General features: G+C 68.1%; 15 protein-coding genes. 11 read left to right on the forward strand and 4 right to left on the reverse strand.

Features of this window, described 5'->3' with window-relative positions; all coding sequences use genetic code 11:
• Positions 1–3: 3 nt before the first annotated feature.
• Both AC06G6_RS07510 and AC06G6_RS07515 read right to left on the reverse strand, forming a co-directional pair.
• Positions 4–2,139 (reverse strand): Stk1 family PASTA domain-containing Ser/Thr kinase, encoded by a 2,136-nt coding sequence (locus tag AC06G6_RS07510; RefSeq protein ID WP_479828577.1) that lies wholly within the window; start codon positions 2,137–2,139, stop codon positions 4–6.
• 140 nt (positions 2,140–2,279) lie between these two features.
• Complete coding sequence (locus tag AC06G6_RS07515; protein WP_479827785.1) at positions 2,280–3,665, reverse strand: lytic transglycosylase; 1,386 nt, start codon at positions 3,663–3,665, stop codon at positions 2,280–2,282.
• 332 nt (positions 3,666–3,997) lie between these two features.
• On the opposite strand from AC06G6_RS07515, the gene AC06G6_RS07520 reads away from it, so the two are divergent.
• Positions 3,998–4,351: an Rv2175c family DNA-binding protein gene (locus tag AC06G6_RS07520; protein WP_307463183.1), complete on the forward strand. Its 354-nt coding sequence runs from the start codon at positions 3,998–4,000 to the stop codon at positions 4,349–4,351.
• A 120-nt stretch (positions 4,352–4,471) separates the two neighbouring features.
• Here the strand turns inward: AC06G6_RS07520 and AC06G6_RS07525 are convergent, their stop codons facing one another.
• Positions 4,472–5,566 carry a polyprenyl synthetase family protein gene (locus AC06G6_RS07525; protein WP_479827788.1) on the reverse strand — a complete coding sequence of 365 codons (1,095 nt, stop codon included), beginning with the start codon at positions 5,564–5,566 and terminating at the stop codon, positions 4,472–4,474.
• Positions 5,563–6,096: a hypothetical protein gene (locus tag AC06G6_RS07530; RefSeq protein WP_479827791.1), complete on the reverse strand. Its 534-nt coding sequence runs from the start codon at positions 6,094–6,096 to the stop codon at positions 5,563–5,565. The genes AC06G6_RS07525 and AC06G6_RS07530 overlap by 4 nt, the downstream gene beginning before the upstream one ends.
• Before the next feature lie 149 nt (positions 6,097–6,245).
• Between AC06G6_RS07530 and dinB the strand changes: the two genes are divergently transcribed.
• The 10 genes from dinB to murD all read left to right on the forward strand — a co-directional run bounded on the left by dinB (position 6,246) and on the right by murD (position 18,665).
• The gene (dinB, locus tag AC06G6_RS07535) at positions 6,246–7,433 is read left to right on the forward strand and encodes a DNA polymerase IV (RefSeq protein WP_479827793.1); all 1,188 of its coding nucleotides are present in this window, start codon (positions 6,246–6,248) and stop codon (positions 7,431–7,433) included.
• A 278-nt stretch (positions 7,434–7,711) separates the two neighbouring features.
• Entirely contained in the window at positions 7,712–8,086 is a 375-nt protein-coding gene (locus tag AC06G6_RS07540; protein WP_282383623.1) for a DUF3040 domain-containing protein, read from the forward strand.
• A 381-nt stretch (positions 8,087–8,467) separates the two neighbouring features.
• Entirely contained in the window at positions 8,468–8,896 is a 429-nt protein-coding gene (gene mraZ / locus AC06G6_RS07545; protein WP_479827795.1) for a division/cell wall cluster transcriptional repressor MraZ, read from the forward strand.
• A gap of 196 nt (positions 8,897–9,092) precedes the next feature.
• The gene (rsmH, locus tag AC06G6_RS07550) at positions 9,093–10,091 is read left to right on the forward strand and encodes a 16S rRNA (cytosine(1402)-N(4))-methyltransferase RsmH (RefSeq protein ID WP_479827798.1); all 999 of its coding nucleotides are present in this window, start codon (positions 9,093–9,095) and stop codon (positions 10,089–10,091) included.
• Entirely contained in the window at positions 10,088–10,786 is a 699-nt protein-coding gene (gene ftsL, locus AC06G6_RS07555; protein WP_479827800.1) for a cell division protein FtsL, read from the forward strand. The genes rsmH and ftsL overlap by 4 nt, the downstream gene beginning before the upstream one ends.
• A gap of 42 nt (positions 10,787–10,828) precedes the next feature.
• Complete coding sequence (locus AC06G6_RS07560) at positions 10,829–12,631, forward strand: peptidoglycan D,D-transpeptidase FtsI family protein (RefSeq protein ID WP_479827802.1); 1,803 nt, start codon at positions 10,829–10,831, stop codon at positions 12,629–12,631.
• A gap of 126 nt (positions 12,632–12,757) precedes the next feature.
• Positions 12,758–14,422, forward strand: a complete 1,665-nt coding sequence (locus AC06G6_RS07565) for a UDP-N-acetylmuramoyl-L-alanyl-D-glutamate--2,6-diaminopimelate ligase (RefSeq protein WP_479827804.1) — start codon at positions 12,758–12,760, stop codon at positions 14,420–14,422.
• Between the two features lie 6 nt (positions 14,423–14,428).
• Complete coding sequence (locus AC06G6_RS07570) at positions 14,429–15,976, forward strand: UDP-N-acetylmuramoyl-tripeptide--D-alanyl-D-alanine ligase (protein WP_479827806.1); 1,548 nt, start codon at positions 14,429–14,431, stop codon at positions 15,974–15,976.
• Positions 15,973–17,082, forward strand: coding sequence for a phospho-N-acetylmuramoyl-pentapeptide-transferase (mraY, locus tag AC06G6_RS07575; protein WP_479827808.1), 1,110 nt, complete (start codon positions 15,973–15,975; stop codon positions 17,080–17,082). The genes AC06G6_RS07570 and mraY overlap by 4 nt, the downstream gene beginning before the upstream one ends.
• Positions 17,064–18,665, forward strand: a complete 1,602-nt coding sequence (gene murD / locus AC06G6_RS07580; RefSeq protein WP_479827810.1) for a UDP-N-acetylmuramoyl-L-alanine--D-glutamate ligase — start codon at positions 17,064–17,066, stop codon at positions 18,663–18,665. The genes mraY and murD overlap by 19 nt, the downstream gene beginning before the upstream one ends.
• Positions 18,666–18,667: the final 2 nt, after the last annotated feature.

Genomic DNA, 18,667 nt, shown 5'->3' on the forward strand with positions numbered 1-18,667 from the left:
CGGTCAGACCACGGTCAGGGTGATCACGGAGCCTTCCGGAACCTTCTTGTTCACGGGGTCCTGGTAGCGGACCGTACCGAAGAACCCGCCCAGGATATCCTCCACCTGGACTTCAAACCCCAGGTCCTCGAGTGCTTTGCGGGCCTCGTCGACCTGCTTTCCGACGAAACTCGGAACGTCAACGAGCCTGGGCCCCTTGGAAACGGTCAGGGTCACCGCGCCGCCACGGGTGAGGTTGCCGGAGGCCGGATCCTGCGCCACCACGGAGCCCTTGGGCACGGTCCGGTCAAAGACGGTTTCCGGCGAGATCACGGCCTTCAGTCCGGCGGCCTCGATGGCCTTGACCGCGTCCCCCTGCTCCTGGCCCCGCACGTCAGGCACCGGAAGGGGCTGCGGGCCCTTGGACACGGTGAGGTCCACCGGGGTGCCGTGCCGGACCGGATTGCCGCTGCGCGGTGCCTGCGCCAGGACGGTGCCGGCGGGCGCGGCTTCGTCAAAGGTCTCGGAGATCTGTCCGAGGGCCATGCCCGCGCCGTTGAGGGCGGTCTTGGCCTCGTCGAGGGATGTCCCGACCAACTCCGGCAGCGGGAACAGCTCGGGGCCCTTGGAGACCGCGAGGGACACCGGCTGGAACTTCCGGATGACTTCCCCGGCTGCGGGTTCGGATCCGACCACCAGCCCGGGGGCGACGTCGTCGTGGAACACGTCCTGGATGGTGGACTGGAAGCCGGCCGTGCGGAGCAGCTGCTGGGCCTCCGCCACCGTCTTGTTCTCGAGCTCCGGAATCGTGCCGGGGGAGCCCGGCCCCATGCCGAAGAACCAGCCGGCTCCGCCGGCCAGCAGCGCCGCGATGACCAGGACCAGTACCCAGAGCAGCCCCCGTCGCCGGGGGTTCCCCTCGCGCAGGCTCCGGACCGGCGTAGCCGCGGCACGCTGCCGCGCCTTCTCCTCGTCACGGTCGTATTTGCGCTGCAACCGCTTGCTGGCAGGAAGCGCCGCGTCGTGTGCGTCGTCGTCGCCGTCATGGTTGCCGTAGTTGTCGTAGTTCACGTCGTCGGGGGCCGACAGCGGGCCGTAGCCGGGGTGCCGCGGGGCCGCGGACATCACCGTGGTCGGGTTGCTGCCGCGGGCGATGAACTCCGTGGGCTGCTGCCGTCCGCCGATGACTTCGGTGGCTCCGTTGGCCTCGCGCGGATCAGGCGAACCACCCGGGCGCCGGGCCGGCGGACCCGGCGGGGGCGGCACGGCCGGCAGGACCGGACGCGCCCCAGGGGGCTGCAGGTCGAGTTCGGCGTCGCTGAGATTCCTCCGGATGTGGCGGAGCTCGGAAAGCAGGGCGTAACCGTCGACGGGGCGTTTGTCGGGGTCGTTGGCCGTGCACCACTGCACGAGTTCGTCGATTTCCGCGGCGAGTCCGGGCACCAGCACGGAGGGGGCGCCGACGGACGAGTTGACGTGCTGGTAGGCGACCTGGATGGGAACCTCGCCGTCGAACGGCTGGCGGCCGGTGATCATCTCATAGAGCATGATCCCGACCGAGTAGATGTCACTGCGCGCATCGGCCTGCCGGCCCAGCACGAGTTCGGGGGAGAGGTAGGCCACGGTGCCGATCAGCGCGCCGGTGCTGGTCGACGTCGAAATGGCGCGGGCCAGCCCGAAGTCGCCGAGCTTGATCCGCCCGTCGTCGGCGATCAGCACGTTCTCGGGTTTGATGTCCCGGTGGATGAGGCCCGCTTCATGGGCCGCGCCCAGGCCTTCGACGACGGGGTCGATCAGCGCCAGGGCCAGGCGCGGCGGAAGTGCGCCCTTTTCCTTGAGGACGTCGCGCAGGGTGTGGCCCTTGATGTACTCCATCACCAGGTAGGCCACCCGGTCATCCTCGCCCTGGTCCAGCACGCCCACAACGTGCGGATGCGACAGCCGGGCGGCGGCCTTGGCCTCACGGCCCAGCCGGTCGAGGAACTGCGGGTCGCCGGCCATGTGGGGGTGCAGCACCTTCAGTGCCACGTCCCGCTCCAGCCGGCGGTCGGTGGCCACGTACACAGTGGACATGCCGCCGCTGGCGAGCCTGAACTGAATCAGGTAGCGGCCATCCACCAGGGTGCCAACGAGCGGGTCCGACGAATAATCCTGCACTATACGATCCTAATCGCTGCACGGAAACGGGCCCGAATCAACATGCGATCCGGGCCCGTATCGTTATCCTTCGGGGCTTGGCAGTGCCTGGGCAGTGCCCTGGCCGGGGCGGCCGGCGCCGCGGCCGTGGTTGCCCTGGAGGCCTAGCCGAAGTTCTTCTGGTGTGCCTTGATGGACTCCACGTAGCTCTTAGTGTCCTCGTACATGCCGTACTTGCTGACCGAGTACTGGCCCTGGTAGTAACCGGCGATGGCGCTGTCCTGGTCCGGGCTGGTGCGGATCAGCTGGCGGATGATCGCGACGCCGGCCGTGACGTTGTCGTACGGGTCCAGCAGGTTCAGCTGGCGGCCGACGAGGTCCGACGCCCACTCGCCCGAGGAGGGGATGACCTGCATGGTTCCGATCGCGTTGGCCGGGGAGACCGAGCGGTGGTCGAAGCTGGATTCCTGGAACGCGAAGGCGAGGGCGAGTGACGGGTCGACGCCCATGCGGCGGGCGGTGTCCGCGATGATGGTCTTCATCTGTTCGCGGCTGGGCACCGGCGAGGCGTTCAGCAGGGCCTTGTTCTGGTTGGCGGAGCTGACGACGGCGGCCGGATACGTGTAGCCGAGGAAGGTGCTCGGGACGAGCGGCGTGACGGTGGCGGCGGGCGGAGTGGCAGCCGGTGCGAGGGACGCGCCCGGGAGCGCCAGCTTCTGGCCGGGGTAGATGATGCTGGACATTGTCAGGCGGTTGGCGGACAGGATGTCGGCGAGCTTGACGCCGTTCCTGGCAGCGATGCCGGAGAGGGTGTCCCCGGACTTGATGGTGTAGGAACCCGAGGCGGGGGCCGTCGCGGCCGGTGCCACCGGGGCGGGGGCAGCAGGGGCCGGGGCAGCCGGGGCCGACGGGGCAGGTGCCTCGGTGCCGCCGCCGATCTTGATCTGCTGGCCGGGGTAGATGATGGAGCCCAGGTTGAGCCCGTTCCAGCCGAAGACCTCGGAGAGCTTGACGCCGTGGCGGGCTGCGATGGCGCCGAGCGTGTCGCCCGACTTTACGGTGTAGACGCTGCCGGCGGCCGCGGCGGCGGGAGTGGCGGGAGCCGCCGGCTCCGGCTCCGTGGACGAGCCGCCAAGCTTGATCTTCTGGCCGGGGTAGATCAGGGTGTTCGCCTGCAGCCCGTTCAGTTCCAGGATGGCGTAAGTGTCCAGGCCGAACTTGCCGGCGATTCCGCTGATCGTGTCACCGCGGGCAATGGTGTACTCCTCGGGGACGGAGACCTGGGCGGGCCGGAACGCGGACGGCACGGCCGCCGGTACCGAATTGGCAGGGATCAACGCCGAACCCAGCGAGCGGGCGGTCTGACCCTGTGCCTGTGCCTGCATTGCCGCGGCGAGGGTGGCCGGGATGGCGCGGGTGCGGGATTCGGCCGCAGCCGGCTGGGCCATCGCCAGTGAAGAAAGGACGACGGCGGGGAGGGCAGCCGTCGTGGCCGCAATCATCGGCAGGCTGGACCGCGTGGTGGGCTTTGGCGAACGTGACGTCGTCATGGGAAAGGTCCTCTTCTCAGCGGCGAACGCTGCGGGTCTGGCCGGCAATACTGGTGTTACCAGTGTGACTCAAGTTATAGCTGTTACAAATGTGATCCATGTGAATCTCTCATGATTTGCGAATTAGCACAAGAACTGTTTGACATTCCGCAAACAAGTGTTTGCGGAGTGTCGGTCCGGGAGCCCCGGCGCGGAAACGCCGCCGCTGCCCGGCACCCGGCATTGAGCTGCCCGGCACCCGCATTGAAAAGAAAGCCGCAGCCGGGGCAGCCGGCATTTAATCGGCGGGCGCCGACTAGGCGCAGAGCCTGCCGGCATGGCAATCTTGATCCGTGAGTAATGTAGAAAGCCTTGTGGGCGAATGGCTGCCCCTGCCCGATGTCGCACAGCTGCTGAACGTTTCGATTACGAAGGTCCATGCCCTCCTGGACGAGCGCGCGCTGGCGGCACTGCGGGTCGGTGAGCGCCGGATCCGGTGCGTTCCTGCCGACTTCATCCAGGACGGCCACGCCGTGGAGAGCCTCAAGGGAACGATTGTGGTCCTCGCGGACGCCGGCTATTCCGACGAGGAACTCATTACCTGGTTGTTTACGCCGGATGAATCCCTGCGCGGCCGTCCGATCGATGCCCTCCGCGAGGGGCGCAAAACGGAAATCCGGCGCCGGGCGCAGTCCCTGGCCTGGTAGCACCGAAGAACGCTCCGGTCCTCAACGACTGCAGGCCCTGCACCTCCCATGTGAGGTGCAGGGCCTGCAGTCGTTGATGCCGCAGTCGATGCCTGCGTGGAGTGCCGCCGGGGCCGCGGCTCAGGCCGCGCGGCTGACAGTGGCCTCGGCCAGCTTCCGCAGCGCCGTTTTGGGCAGTTCGTCCAGCGGCAGCAGATCCAGGGCGGCAAAGGCCGCGCGGCCGAATTCCTCGATCAGCACCTCCGTGGCCTGGAGTGCGCCGCAGTCCGCGATGATGCGGCGGATTTCATCCACGTCGGCGTCGCCCAGCCCCGGGCTGCCGAGCTTCGCGTCGATGAACTCGGACTCGGCAGGGCCGGCCAGGTCCAGGGCAAAGGCGATCAGCACGGTCCGCTTGCCTTCACGCAGATCGTCGCCTGCAGGCTTTCCGGTGGTGACCGGATCGCCGAAGACGCCCAGGACGTCGTCGCGGAGCTGGAAGGCCTCGCCCAACGGAAGGGCAAAGGCCGAGTAGCCACGCAGCAGCTCGTCGCCGGCGCCGGCCAGGGCGCCGCCCAGGGCCAGCGGATGCTCGGTGGAGTATTTGGCCGATTTGAAACGGATGATGGACTGGGCGCGGCTGACTGCTCCGGCCCGGTCCCGCCGGGGCCCGGCAACCTCCTCGAGGATGTCGAGGTACTGGCCCGCCATGACCTCGGCGCGCATCAGGTTGAAGATCAGCCGCGCCCGGCTCCCGGAGGCTGCGCTCTGCCCGATTTCGGTGAAGGACTCCTCGCTGAACGACAGGCACAGGTCACCGGTCAGGATGGCTGCGGCGTGTCCGAACCGTTCACTGTCCAGGGCCCAGCCCTGCGTCTCGTGCAGGTCGCTGAAGCGGCGGTGCACGCTGGGGCCGCCCCTGCGGGTGTCAGAGCGGTCGATGATGTCGTCGTGGATCAGGGCGGCCGCCTGGAACAGCTCCAGCGCGGAGCCTGCAGTCACGACCTCGTTGGCCCCCGCCCCGCCGCCGGCGCCGCGCCAGCCCCAGTAGCACATCAGTGCCCGGAGACGTTTGCCGCCGGTGACGAGGTTCGAGATGGATCCCATCAGCGGATCGATGTCCGGGGAGATCGAGGACATCACCGCCTGGCGGGTGGTCAGGAAATCGGTGAGTTTTCCGGCGACGGCGGCCACATAGGCGGCCTGTTCCAGACGCAGCTGCTCCGCGAGGGTCACTTGACGGACTCGGCGGCGACGTTCGCACCGATGGTGAAGGTGGAGACCCCGGCGGTTTCCAGCACGGAAATGTTGACCGTTTCGGTCTCACCGCGGAGGAAGTCCTTGGACGGTACTGCCCCGACAGTTTCCCCCGGAACCGCCTTGAAGCCCTGGGCTTCCAGTTCCTTCGTGTAGAAGGCAAGCACCTCGGCCGACGGCGCGGAGATGCTGCCGACGAGGGCCACCGTGGCGGGCTCCGTGGTCTTGTCAAAGCTGCTGGAGACGACCTTCGCTCCGGGCATCACCGGCAGGAGCGTTTCCGGGAACCCGGGAACCATCGCACCGACGGTGGCCGAGGTCCCGGGTTCAGCGGAGGGGCTGGCCGGCGCGGTCGTGGTGGGCTGGGCCGCGGACGGCGCAGCCGAGACCGACGAGGAGCCCGAGGCAGCGGCCCCGGGGTTGGCGGGGGTGCATGCCGCCAGGGCCATCAGCGTGCCCGCCGCCAAAACGGCTGCCGCGGCACGCTTGCGCTGTCCAAATACCTTCACAGGGACTTTCCTCCTGGTGTTGACGCCGGATTCAGCCTCCAGTTTAGTCAGTCCCGGGGCATAGGATTGAAGTTGTGGTGCCGGACGAGGATATACAGCAGCGGGAGCAGTCTCCCCAGGGCGCAGCCAGGCGGCCCAGCGAAGCGCAAATGCGGGAGCTCCGGCGGAGCAGCATCATGCACGTCGACATGGACGCGTTCTTTGTGTCCGTGGAGCTGCGCAGCCGCCCGGCGCTCGTGGGCAGGCCCGTTATCGTGGGCTACCCTGCGGACCGGTCCGTCGTGCTCTCCGCCTCCTACGAAGCCCGGAAATTCGGCGTCAAATCCGCCATGCCGATGGTGGTGGCCATGCGGATGTGTCCCTCAGCCGTCGTCATCGAGCCCCGGCACAAGCTGTACTACGAGGTCTCCGTCCAGATTATGGAGATCTTCGGGTCCATCACCGAACTGGTGGAGCCGCTCAGCGTGGACGAGGCCTTCCTTGACGTCGGGGGAGCGATCCGCCGGCTGGGCCCGCCCCGCGCGATCGGCGAACTCATCCGCACCCGAGTCCGCAGTGAACTGGGCATCACCGCGTCCGTGGGGATAGCCGCCAGCAAGTTCGTGGCGAAGATTGCCTCCACCCGGTGCAAACCGAACGGGCTGCTGCTCATCGGTCCGGAGGAGACCGTCCCGTACCTGCACAGCCTTCCGGTCAGTGCCCTCTGGGGCGTCGGCGCCAAAACGGTGGAGGTGCTATCCCGGATGGGCATCCGGACCGTGGCCGACGTCGCGGCCTCCCCGCTCCCGTCCCTGAAGAAGGTGCTCGGTGCCTCCGGGGAACATGTCTACCGGCTGTCGTGGGGAATTGACCCCCGCCCGGTGACCCCCGTCCGGCTCGAGAAGAGCATTGGCGCGGAAGAGACCTTCGCGGTGGACACTGCGGACGAGGCACTGCTGCACCGGGAACTGCTGCGCCTCTCGCACCGCACGGCGGAGCGGCTCCGCAGTGCCGGCATGCACGCCCGTACCGTGGCCCTCAAGCTGCGCTATGCGGACTTCTCCACGATCACCCGCAGCCGCACTGTCAGCACGCCGATCGACAGCGCCCAACTGCTGTACGCCGTCGCCCTCCAGCTCCTGGAGTCGGTCGGCGACCGCCCCATGACCGTGCGGCTCGTGGGCATCCGCGCCGAACAGCTCGAAGAGGCCGCACAGGCGCCCCTGCAGCTCAGCCTTGACCGCCGGGACGACAACTGGCGGGCCGCGGAGCAGGTCCTGGACCAGGTGACCAGGAAATTTGGCACAAAGTCCGTGCTTCCGGCCAGGCTCCTGGACCCCGGGAGCAACTCAGGCTGATCCCGGGTTGTCAATCACGCACTTCTTGAAGTCAAGGGGACGTTCGGCATCTTTCAGAACAGGGCGCAACAAACTATCCTTATTTATACGTAAGTTTGGAACGACTGGAACGAGCGTTCGGACTAAATGCAGGACCAGCTGAACACCCCGGAAGGGGCCGTGGAGAACCCCATTCGACCAATGGCGGCGATTGGGAACCACGCGGGGATCCCGCACGTTGTGGGTTTAGGGACACTGGCCGCGTCAGTCTGGACGTCGGCCGATTTAAGGAGGTCGTGATGCCGCTCTCGGAGCACGAACAGAAGTTGCTGGAGCAACTTGAGAAGCAGCTGCATGAGGACGACCCAAAGTTCGCCAGCTCGATGGGCTCGGACGCGGGACGTTCATGGTCAACCCGCCATTTGGTGATCGGTGTCCTGGCCACGCTGGCCGGCGTCGTGCTCCTGCTCTTTGGCGTGACGATCCAAAATATCTTCGTCGGAGTCCTCGGCTTTGTGGTCATGGGGGCCGGTGTCTACTACGCCACCATGCGCGGTGCTGCCGCCGGCAAGGCCAAAGCCTCCGGTGCGGCCCGGAAGTCCGGGAAGCCCAGGAGTTCGTTCATGAGCAATCTTGAGGAACGCTGGGACGAGAGGCACCGCGGGGAACCCTAAACCCCGGCCCGGCTCGCCGAACCTCCAGTCCGTTCTCCACTTTCCACCACAGGGAAACCCCAGGTGGCATAGAAGACCCGCCCCGGCGGGTCTTTTGTCGTTAACCAGGGTTGGCCATGCCCGGACGGGGCCGGGAGCCGCGCCGTGCGCCGGATGCCGTGGCGCCGTCCGATAAATCCCCTCCACTTTCCCTCCACTGCGCCCCACGGCCCCGATTCCCAGCCATTACGGGGAAGAAAGCGGCCCTCGACCCACAAATTGACGCCGAATCGTTCGGCGTGTCGTTGACTGGGGAGGGATGTGGAGTAATGTGGAGGACGTAAGAGGGTAGTGGCAGCACAGGGGACGTTGGGCTTCCTACGATCAGACAGGCGGTGGGCCGTGTTTCTCGGCACACATTCGCCGCATCTGGACGAAAAAGGTCGAATCATCCTTCCCGCGAAGTTCCGCGAGGAGCTTGCCGGGGGACTGGTTCTCACAAGGGGCCAGGAACGCTGCATCTACGTCTTCAGTGAGGCGGAATTCGGCCGGGTTCACGAGCAAATGCGGGAGGCCCCAATCTCCAGCAAGCAGGCTCGTGACTACATCCGTGTTTTCCTCTCTGGAGCCTCCGACGAGGTACCTGACAAGCAGGGGCGCGTGACGATTCCGCCGGCGCTCCGGGAGTACGCAGGGCTCGGCAGGGAACTCGCCGTTATTGGTGCAGGAACCCGCGCTGAGATCTGGGACGCCCAGGCCTGGAACGAGTACCTCGCCGAGAAGGAAACGGTCTTCTCGGAGACCGACGACGCAATACCGGGGATTCTCTGAGTCCCCACAGGAACCAGGCAGCACTGCATGATTCTTGACCGAGATCTCCAGCCGCCCATCCGGTTGTTTTCCTGGCTCACTTCCCCGGAGCCAGGCGGACGCAGGGTAGGCGCGGATGGGGATCTGGATTAAGAAGCGGCACGCGCAGCCAGCACCGCACTCCAGGAACCAGCCGGACAAACGAAAGGACGCAGGCATGACGGACCCTGACCAGTCGAAGCCCACGTCCGAACGCCATGTACCGGTCCTCAAGGACCGGTGCATCAATTTGTTGGCACCAGGGTTCGAGGCGGCGCGCAGCCGCGGCGAGACCCCCGTGGTCATCGACGCCACCCTGGGCATGGGCGGCCACGCCGAGGCCATGCTGCAGCGCTTTCCGGACCTGCACCTGATCGGCATCGACCGTGACGAGGAAGCCCTGGCCCTCGCGGGGGAGCGCCTCCAGCCCTTCGCCGGCCGGATTGACCTCGTGCACGCCGTGTACGACGAAATCCCCGAAATCCTTGCGGACCTGGGCTTCGCGGAGGTCCACGGGGTCCTGATGGACCTCGGCGTCTCCTCCCTCCAGCTGGACGAACGGGAACGCGGCTTCGCGTACTCCTTCGACGCCCCGCTGGACATGCGCATGGACACGAGCCGCGGCCAGACCGCCGCCGACGTCGTCAACAACTACAGCGAAGAGGATCTGGTCCGGATCATCCGGAAATGGGGCGAGGAGAAGTTCGCCGGCCGCATCGCCAACCGGATCGTCACCGCCCGCGCCGTGAAGCCTTTCACGACAACGGGGGAGCTCGTCGAGCAGATCCGCGATGTTGTCCCCTCCGGCGCCGCAAAAACGGGCGGACATCCGGCAAAGCGCACCTTCCAGGCGCTCCGGATCGAAGTCAACGAAGAACTCGATGTCCTGGAACGCGCCGTCCCCGCGGCCATCAACGCCATCGCCGTCGGCGGCCGCGTGGTCGTCATGTCGTACCACTCGCTGGAGGACAAGATCGTCAAGGGCTTCTTCCAGGCAGGATCCAAATCCTCCGCACCGCTCGGCTTCCCCGTGGAACTCGAAGAGCACAAGGCCGAGCTGAAAACCCTGACGAAGGGCACGGAAGTGCCCACCGCCGCCGAAATCGCCGAGAATCCACGCGCGGCGTCCGCCAGACTCCGCGCCGTGGAACGCATCAAAGCCAGGAGGGCCGCATGAGCACCGCCGCTGTCAACAGATTCCCCGTTGCCACAGGCGCGACGGCCCGCGCCCTGCCCGGGATCACCCCCGGCACCGGCCCCGCCCGGAAGGCGCGCACTCCGCTCTCCCTGGTCCGGTCAACCCCGCAGAAGCGCCGCGCCCCGTTCGTTGTGCTCTGCTTTGGCCTCCTGGCCGTGGCGCTGATGGCGGTACTGGTCCTCAACATTTCCGTGTCCACCGCGCAGTACCAGCTGGTGCAGCTGCGGAGCGAGCAGTCCACGCTGACGAAACAGAACCAGGACCTGACCCAGCAGGTGCAGAACTTTGACGCCCCGCAGAACCTGGCCGCCAAGGCCACCGAGCTGGGCATGGTGGCTTCGACCGCCAAGGGCCAGATCGACCTTTCCACCCTGACCGTCACCGGCAAGGCCAAGCCCGCGGTGAAGGGCGACGCCCCCGGCGCCGTCATTGCCGCCCCCGCCGTGGCCGGACAACTCAGCGTCGTCCCGCCGGCCACCGTGAAGGAGCCGCTCGCGAACCGTAAACCCGCAGCCCCGGCCGACTCGGCCGATGGGCCTGCTGCCGCCGCACCGGCTGCCGCTGCCGCCGCCAAACCGGCCGCCGAGGCCGTGCCGGTCCCGCCGGCAAAACCGGCAGTCGAACTCCACGGAGGCTCCGTTCCTGCCCCCGCGCAGAAGGTGCCGGGACAGTAACGCAGGACGGACCACCAGCCAGGCAAGCAGCAAGGAAACATCGTGGCCCAGAACACCGGCAAGGCACGCAAAGCGAAAGCGCCGAGCGCGACCCGGCGGCTGCGGCTGGGCCTCGGCGTCATGCTGACGCTACTGCTCGTCGTCGGCGGAAAGCTCTTCCTGGTCCAGGGCCTCGACGTCGGCGGCATGGCTGAGGCCGCCCTGCAGAACAGGCTCACCCCCATCGAACTGCCCGCCGAGCGCGGCAGCATCCTGGATGCCAACGGCACCGTCCTGGCCAGCAGCGTGATCCGCTATAACCTCGTGGTCGACCAGACCGTCAACACCAAGACCGAGGAGTTCCGCCGGCTGGAGCCGGTGGACGGCAAGGAAGAGCTCGTCAAGGTCTCCCGGGACCAGGGCATCAACGAACTCGCAGCCGTGCTGGGAATGGCCAAAGACACCCTCAAGGACGCACTGACGGGGGACCAGCGCTACTACATCGTGGCCAAGGACCTGAAGCCCGACGTCGAGGACCGCATCGCCAAGCTCCAGATCCCCGGCATCGTCACCGAAGGCACCAGCAAGCGGGTGTACCCCAACGGATCGGTGGCCGGCGGGATCGTTGGCTTCCTCAAGGACGGCACCACCGGCCAGGCCGGCCTCGAGCAGACCCAGGACGAGGTCCTCCGGGGAACCGCGGGCAAGCGGCTCTTCGAAATCGGCGCCGACGGGCTGCGCATCCCGGTCGGAGTCGACCAGCTGACCCCGGCCGTCAACGGCAAGGACATCAAGCTCACCCTGAACGCGGACCTCCAGTACTTCGCCCAGCAGGCCATCCAGAGCCAGCGGGACAAGCTCAGCGCCGAGTGGGGCGTGGTGATCGTCCAGGACATCAAGACCGGCGACATCATCGCCATGGCGGACACCAACTCCCCGGACCCCAACGACCCGGGCAAGTCCGATGCCCAGGACCGCGGCGTCCGTGCCGTCACCGCGGCCTACGAACCCGGATCGGTGCAAAAGATGATCACGGCCGCGGCCCTGATCGAGGAAGGCGAGTCCTTCCCGCTGGACAAGTTCACCATCCCGTCCTCGTACACCGTGGACGGGCAGACGTTCAGCGACTCCTTCGCGCACGGCACCGAGGAACGGACCCTGGCCGGCATCCTGGGCTGGTCGATGAACACCGGCACGGTCATGGCCGGCGAACGGCTCAGCAAGGAGCAGCGCTACGACTGGCTGAAGAAGTTCGGCATCGGCGAAGCCCCGGACATCGGACTGCCCGCCGAGGCCACGGGCATCCTGACCCCCCACGAGCAGTGGGACGGGCGCCAGGAGTACACCGTGCTGTTCGGCCAGGGCGTCTCGCAGTCCACGCTCCAGACCGTCCGGGCCTTTCAGAGCGTCGGGAACAACGGGGTGATGCTCCAGCCGCGGCTGATCGACAGCTACATCAACCCGGACGGCACCGAGGAAAAGGTTCCGGCGCAGCCGTCGCGGGAGATCGTCACCCCGGACACCGCCCGGCAGGTGCGGGACATCCTCGAGAGCGCCGTCACGGAGGGCCAGATCAAGGAGGCCGGCCTGGACGGCTACCGGGTCGGGGCGAAGACCGGCACCTCGCAGTCGCCGTGCGACGACGGCACCGCCGGCTTCTGCGGCTTCACGGCGTCGATGGTGGGGATGGCGCCGATGGACGATCCGCGGTTTATTGTTGAAGTGGTCCTGCAACGGCCCAAGGGCGATATCTACGGCATCTCGAACGGACCGGTGTTCCGGTCCGTGATGAGCCAGGCGCTGCGGACGTACAACGTCCCGCCGTCCACCGGGGAACCCGTCCGGCTGCCGCAGTTCGTCAAGTAGCACCCGCGCGGGAACCAGCACCACGCACGTCCGCCACCAACCTGTACCGGGAATACTGAGCCTGCGGGCCGGAGCAATCCTCCGTGCGCAGCGCCAGATCCACCAGCACCACCAACGGAGATCCACGTGTCAGACCAGAATGCCCCCGGCGCTTCCGCAGCGCCGTCCGGCCCGGGCTCCACCCCGGGCTTCCGGCCCACGGCCGTAGCTGCCGTGCCGCTCGCCACCATCGGCGAGGCAATCGGCGTCGTGGTCCCCGGAGCGTCCGGCTCCGTCCCGGTCACCGGGATCTCCCTGAATTCCCGCACCGTCCAGCCCGGCGACCTCTACGTGGCCCTGCCCGGCGCGAGCCGGCACGGTGCCGACTTCGTCTCGCAGGCCGTGGCGGCCGGAGCCGCCGCCGTGCTGACGGACGACGCCGGCGCGCGCCTGCTGGCGTTCTCCCACGACATCGCCGTGCCGGTGCTGCTGGCCGAGGAACCCCGCAGCCTCGTGGGGCGGCTGTCCGCCCTGATCTACCGGAGCCGGCCGCAGGACCAGCCCGCTCCGGCCCTCTACGGCGTCACGGGCACCAACGGCAAGACCACCACGACCTACTTCATCAACGCCCTGCTGCAGGCCCTCGGGCAGAAGACAGGACTGATCGGCACCATCGAGATCCTGGCCGGCGGGGAGCCGATCCCCAGCCTCCTCACCACCCCGGAGTCCACCGACGTCCACGCCCTGCTGGCCCTGATGCGCGAACGCGGCCTCGATGCCGCCTCGATGGAAGTCTCCTCGCACGCGATCTCCTTCCACCGCGTGGACGGGGTCGAGTTCGACGTCGCCGGCTTCACCAACCTGACCCAGGACCACCTCGACCTGCACGGCAGCATGGAGGAGTACTTCCAGACCAAGGCCCGGCTCTTCACCCCCGGGCGGGCCCGCCGCGCCGTCGTGACCGTCGACGACGACTGGGGCGTGCAGCTCGCCGCCTCCGCCGGCATCCCGGTGACCACGCTGGCCACGCACGTCACCGGCGGGGCGACAAGTCTGCCCGCGGCCGCGGCCGCGGACTGGACAGTCCTCCAGCCGGCCCCGCGCGGACTCGGCACGGTCTTTACCCTCCGCCACCGCGACGGCACCGAGCTGCGCGTCCACACCGGGCTGCCCGGAAGCTTCAATGTGGCCAACGCCGCGCTGGCGACCGTCATGGTGCTCGCGGGCGGCCATGATGCCGCCGCGGTCCAGGCCGCCCTCGATACCGGTGACCCCTTCACCGTCGCCGTCCCCGGCCGGATGCAGCTCGTCTCCACCGCCCCGGCCGCGGTGGTCGACTTTGCGCACAACCCCGACGCCCTGGCCCGCGCACTGGAGGCCGTCCGCTCCCCGGAGCCGGGGTCCCGGGTGATCATCGTCTTTGGCGCCACCGGACAGCGCGACCAGGGCAAGCGCCCCGCCATGGGTGCCATCGCCGCCCGTCTCGCCGACATCGTCATTGTCAGCGACGATGACCCGCACGACGAGGACGCCGCGGAGATCCGCGCCGACGTCCTGGTGGGCGCGGTCGAGGCGAAGGAGCACGAGGGCCTGGACTGCAGCATCATGGAGGTTTTCCCCCGCGATGCCGCCATCCGGAAAGCCGTGGAACTCGCGGAGCCGGCCGACACCATCCTCGTCGCGGGACGGGGCCACGAAATTTGGCAGGAAGTCAAGGGCGTCAACCTCGCCCTGGACGACAGGGTGGAGCTCCGCTCTGCCTTGACAGCCCGGGGATTCACCGTTCTCGAAGACCAGCGGATAGAGTCCTAAACCGAGATGATTGCATTTACCGCGGCGGAAATCGCCGACATAACCAATGGCCGGCTGGCCGCCGAACCGGGAACCACCCCCGGCTCCGTGGTCACCGACTCCCGGGAAGCCACCCCGGGTTCCCTCTACGTGGCCAAGCCGGGCGAGGCGGCCGACGGCCACAACTTCGTCGGGGCTGCCTTCGACCGCGGCGCCGTGCTGGCCTTGGTCGAACACGACGTCGCCGACGCCGCCGGCGGCAACTACCCCGCCGTCGTGGTCCAGGACTCGGTCCTCGCGATGGGCGCCCTGGCCGCGGAAACGGTCCGGCGGATCCGCGCGGGCCGCGCGGCCGACGGCGAGCCGCTGACCGTGATTGGCATCACCGGGTCCGCCGGCAAGACCACCACCAAGGACCTGCTGGCCGGGATCCTGGCCGCGGAAGGCAACACGGTTTCCCCGCAGGGTTCCTACAATGGCGAAGTCGGCGTCCCGCTCACCGTCTTCAAGGCCGGGCTCGACACCCGGTACCTGGTGATCGAGATGGGCGCCACCGGCGTCGGACACATCCGCTACCTCGCCGAGATGGTCCGCCCCGACATCGGGGTGGTCCTTGGTGTCGGCACGGCCCACGCCGGTGAATTCGGCGGCGTGGACAACATCGCCCTCGCCAAGGGCGAGCTCGTCGAAGCCCTGCCGGCCACCGGCACGGCCGTCCTCAACCTGGACGACGCCCGCGTCGCCGCCATGGCCGCGCGCACCCGGGCCACCGTGCTCGGCTACAGCGCCCAGCCGGCCCGCGACAGCCTGACTGCCGAAATCCGTGCCGGGGTCCGTGCCGAAGGCCTTGAGCTGACGGCCGGCGGCAGCCCCGAATTCGACCTTTTCCTGCCGGGTGAAAGCGCCGGGCAGCACGTCGCGGCCCGGCTGATCGGCGCCCACCACATCGCCAACCTGCTGGCAGCGGCGTCGGCGGCCCACGCCGCCGGCGTCCCCGCCGCACGCATCGCGGCCTCCCTGAGCGCCCAGACTGCCGCCAGCCGGTGGCGGATGGAACGCACCGAACGGCCCGACGGCGTCACCGTTATCAACGACGCGTACAACGCCAACCCGGAATCCATGCGCGCCGCGCTGCGCACCCTCGCCGACCTCGGGCAGGGCCGCCGCACCTGGGCCGTGCTCGGGGCCATGCTGGAACTGGGCCCCGACTCCATCCGTGAACACATGGCGGTGGGCACCCAGGTGGTCCGACTCAACATCTCCCGGCTCGTCGTCGTCGGACGCGAGGCCCGGTCGCTGTATGTCTCAGCCGTCAACGAGGGGTCCTGGGGCGACGAGTGCGTCTTCGCCGAGACCTCGGAGGAGGCCTACGAGCTGCTGCAGGCCGCGCTGGAGCCCGGTGACCTGGTGCTCTTCAAATCCTCCAACAGCATCGGCCTGCGCCATCTGGGCGATCGGATAGCATTACCCCCACAGACCCCCGGGGCCGCTGCCGGTCCCGCTGAGGGAGGGGCTGCCGTAAACGCAGCCGGAGACGCCGCCGGAACCGCCACTGAAGGGAGTGCGCTGCTGTGATTGCACTGCTGATGGGCTCTGGTCTGGCCTTGCTGTTCGCCTTCCTGGGCACCCCGCTCTTTATCCGCTTCCTGGTCCGCAAGAGCTACGGACAATTCATCCGGGATGACGGACCCACCACACACCACACCAAGCGCGGCACTCCCACCATGGGCGGGACTATCGTGGTCCTGGCGGTGCTCGCCAGTTACGGCATCACGCACGGCGTGATGTGGATGATCAACCCGGCATCCCCGGGCCCGTCCGCCTCGGCCCTGCTGCTGTTGTTCCTCATGGTCGGCATGGGGCTGGTCGGTTTCCTGGATGACTTCATCAAGATCTCCAAGCAGCGAAGCCTGGGCCTGAACGCGAAGGCCAAGCTGTTCCTGCAGGCCGCCGTCGGCATCATCTTCGCGGTCCTGGCCCTGCAGTTCCCGGACGAGAACGGCGTGACTCCCGCGTCCTACCAGATCTCCCTGGTCCGCGACATCCCGTGGCTGAACCTGGCCTTCGCCGGCACCCTGATCGGCGCCATCCTCTTCGTGCTGTGGTCGAACCTGATCATCACCGCCGCCACCAACGGCGTGAACCTCACGGACGGCCTCGACGGCCTCGCCGCCGGCGCCTCCATCATGGTCTTCGGCGCCTACACGCTGATGGGGATCTGGCAGAGCAACCAGTCCTGCGGTTCGCCCCGGCAGGCCGGCGCCGGCTGCTACACCGTCCGGGACCCGCTGGACCTGGCCCTGCTCGCCGCCATCCTCAGCGCGGCGCTGGTCGGCTTCCTGTGGTGGAACACCTCACCGGCCAAGATCTTCATGGGCGACACCGGGTCGCTGGCCATCGGCGGCGCCGTCGCCGGCTTCGCCATCCTGTCCCGGACCGAGCTGCTGCTCGCCTTCATCGGCGGCCTCTTCGTCCTGATCACCCTCTCGGTGATCATCCAGGTCGGCTACTTCAAGATCACCAAGGGCAAACGTTTCTTCAAGATGGCCCCGCTCCAGCACCACTTTGAACTTAAAGGCTGGGCCGAGGTCACCGTCGTCGTCCGGTTCTGGATCCTCTGCGGACTCTTCGTCGCTGCCGGCCTGGGCATCTTCTACGCCGAATGGGTGGTCCTGCTGTGACCGGTCAGATTCCCGCACCCCTCACCACCTCACCGCGGCTCCAGGGCCTGGTCAGCTGGGACTCCGACTGGGCCGGACTCCGCGTCGTGGTCACCGGCATCGGGGTCTCCGGCTTCGCCGCCGCCGACACGCTGATCGAACTGGGCGCCCGCGTGGTTGTCGTAGACGCCGCCACCAGCCCCACCGCGCTGGCCCAGGCGGACACCCTCCGAATCGTCGGCGCCGCCGACGTCCTGCTGGGCGAGGATGCCGTGGAGACCGTTCCCAAAATCGATGGCGCCAAGCCGGACCTGATCGTCACCTCCCCGGGCTGGCGTCCGGACCAGGCGCTGCTCGCCGCCGCGGCCCGGGCCCACATCCCGGTCTGGGGCGACGTCGAACTCGCCTGGCGGCTCCGCGAACGCCAGGGGCGCAAGACCGCCGACTGGCTGACCATCACCGGCACCAACGGCAAGACCACCACCGTCGGGCTGACTGAGTCGATGCTTCAGGCGGCCGGGCTCAAGGCCATCGCCGTCGGCAACGTCGGCACGCCGATCCTGGACGCCCTGCGCGATCCGGTGGACTACGACGTCTTCGCCGTCGAGCTCTCCAGCTTCCAGCTGCACTGGAGCCACTCGGTCTCGCCGGTGGCGAGCGTCTGCCTCAACGTCGCGGAGGACCACGTCGACTGGCACGGCTCCTACGCGTCCTACCTGGCGGACAAGGCCAAGGTCTACGAAAACACCCAGAAGGCGGCCATCTACAACGCCGAGCAGATCGAAACCGAACGCATGGTTGAGGACGCCGACGTCGTCGAAGGCTGCCGTGCGGTGGCCTTCACCACGCTCACGCCGGCCGTCAGCATGCTCGGCGTCGTCGAAGGTCTGCTGGTGGACCGCGCCTTCATCGCCGAGCGCAAGGACAGTGCCGCCGAACTGGCAGCGGTGTCGGACCTCGGCCCGGTGGCTCCCCGCCACATGGTGGCCAATGCCCTCGCCGCCGCTGCCCTCGTCCGGGCCTACGGCGTCGAACCGGCCGCCGTCCGCACGGGCCTGCTGAACTACCTGCCGGGGGACCACCGCATCCAGCCCGTCGCCCGCCACGAAGGTATCCTCTGGGTCAACGACTCCAAGGCCACGAACCCGCATGCCGCCGCCGCCTCGCTCTCCGCATTCGAGAGCGTCGTGTGGATAGCCGGCGGGCTGTCCAAGGGCGTCAACTACGAGCCGCTGGTCCAGGAGCACGCCCGGCGGCTCAAGGCCGTGGTCCTGATCGGGGCCGACTCCGGCGATCTCCGCTCCGCGCTGCAGCGACACGCACCCGATGTCCCCGTGATCGATGCGGGGAAGGGCGAAAATGAAGACGTGCAGACTGCCGGGACGGCCGGCGCCGTGGCAGGATCCCCACCGATTACCGGTGCGACTGTGATGGCCCAGGCCGTTGCGTCGGCGGCGCAGCTGGCCGCCTCAGGGGACACTGTGCTCCTGGCCCCGGCGGCAGCATCCATGGATCAGTTCTCTTCCTACGCTCACCGTGGCGACGCCTTCATCGAAGCTGTCCGCGAGCTCGTGGAAGGGCAGGCTCAGACCAGCGAGGAGTAACA

The organism is Arthrobacter sp. CJL-S3 (genome assembly GCF_056711635.1).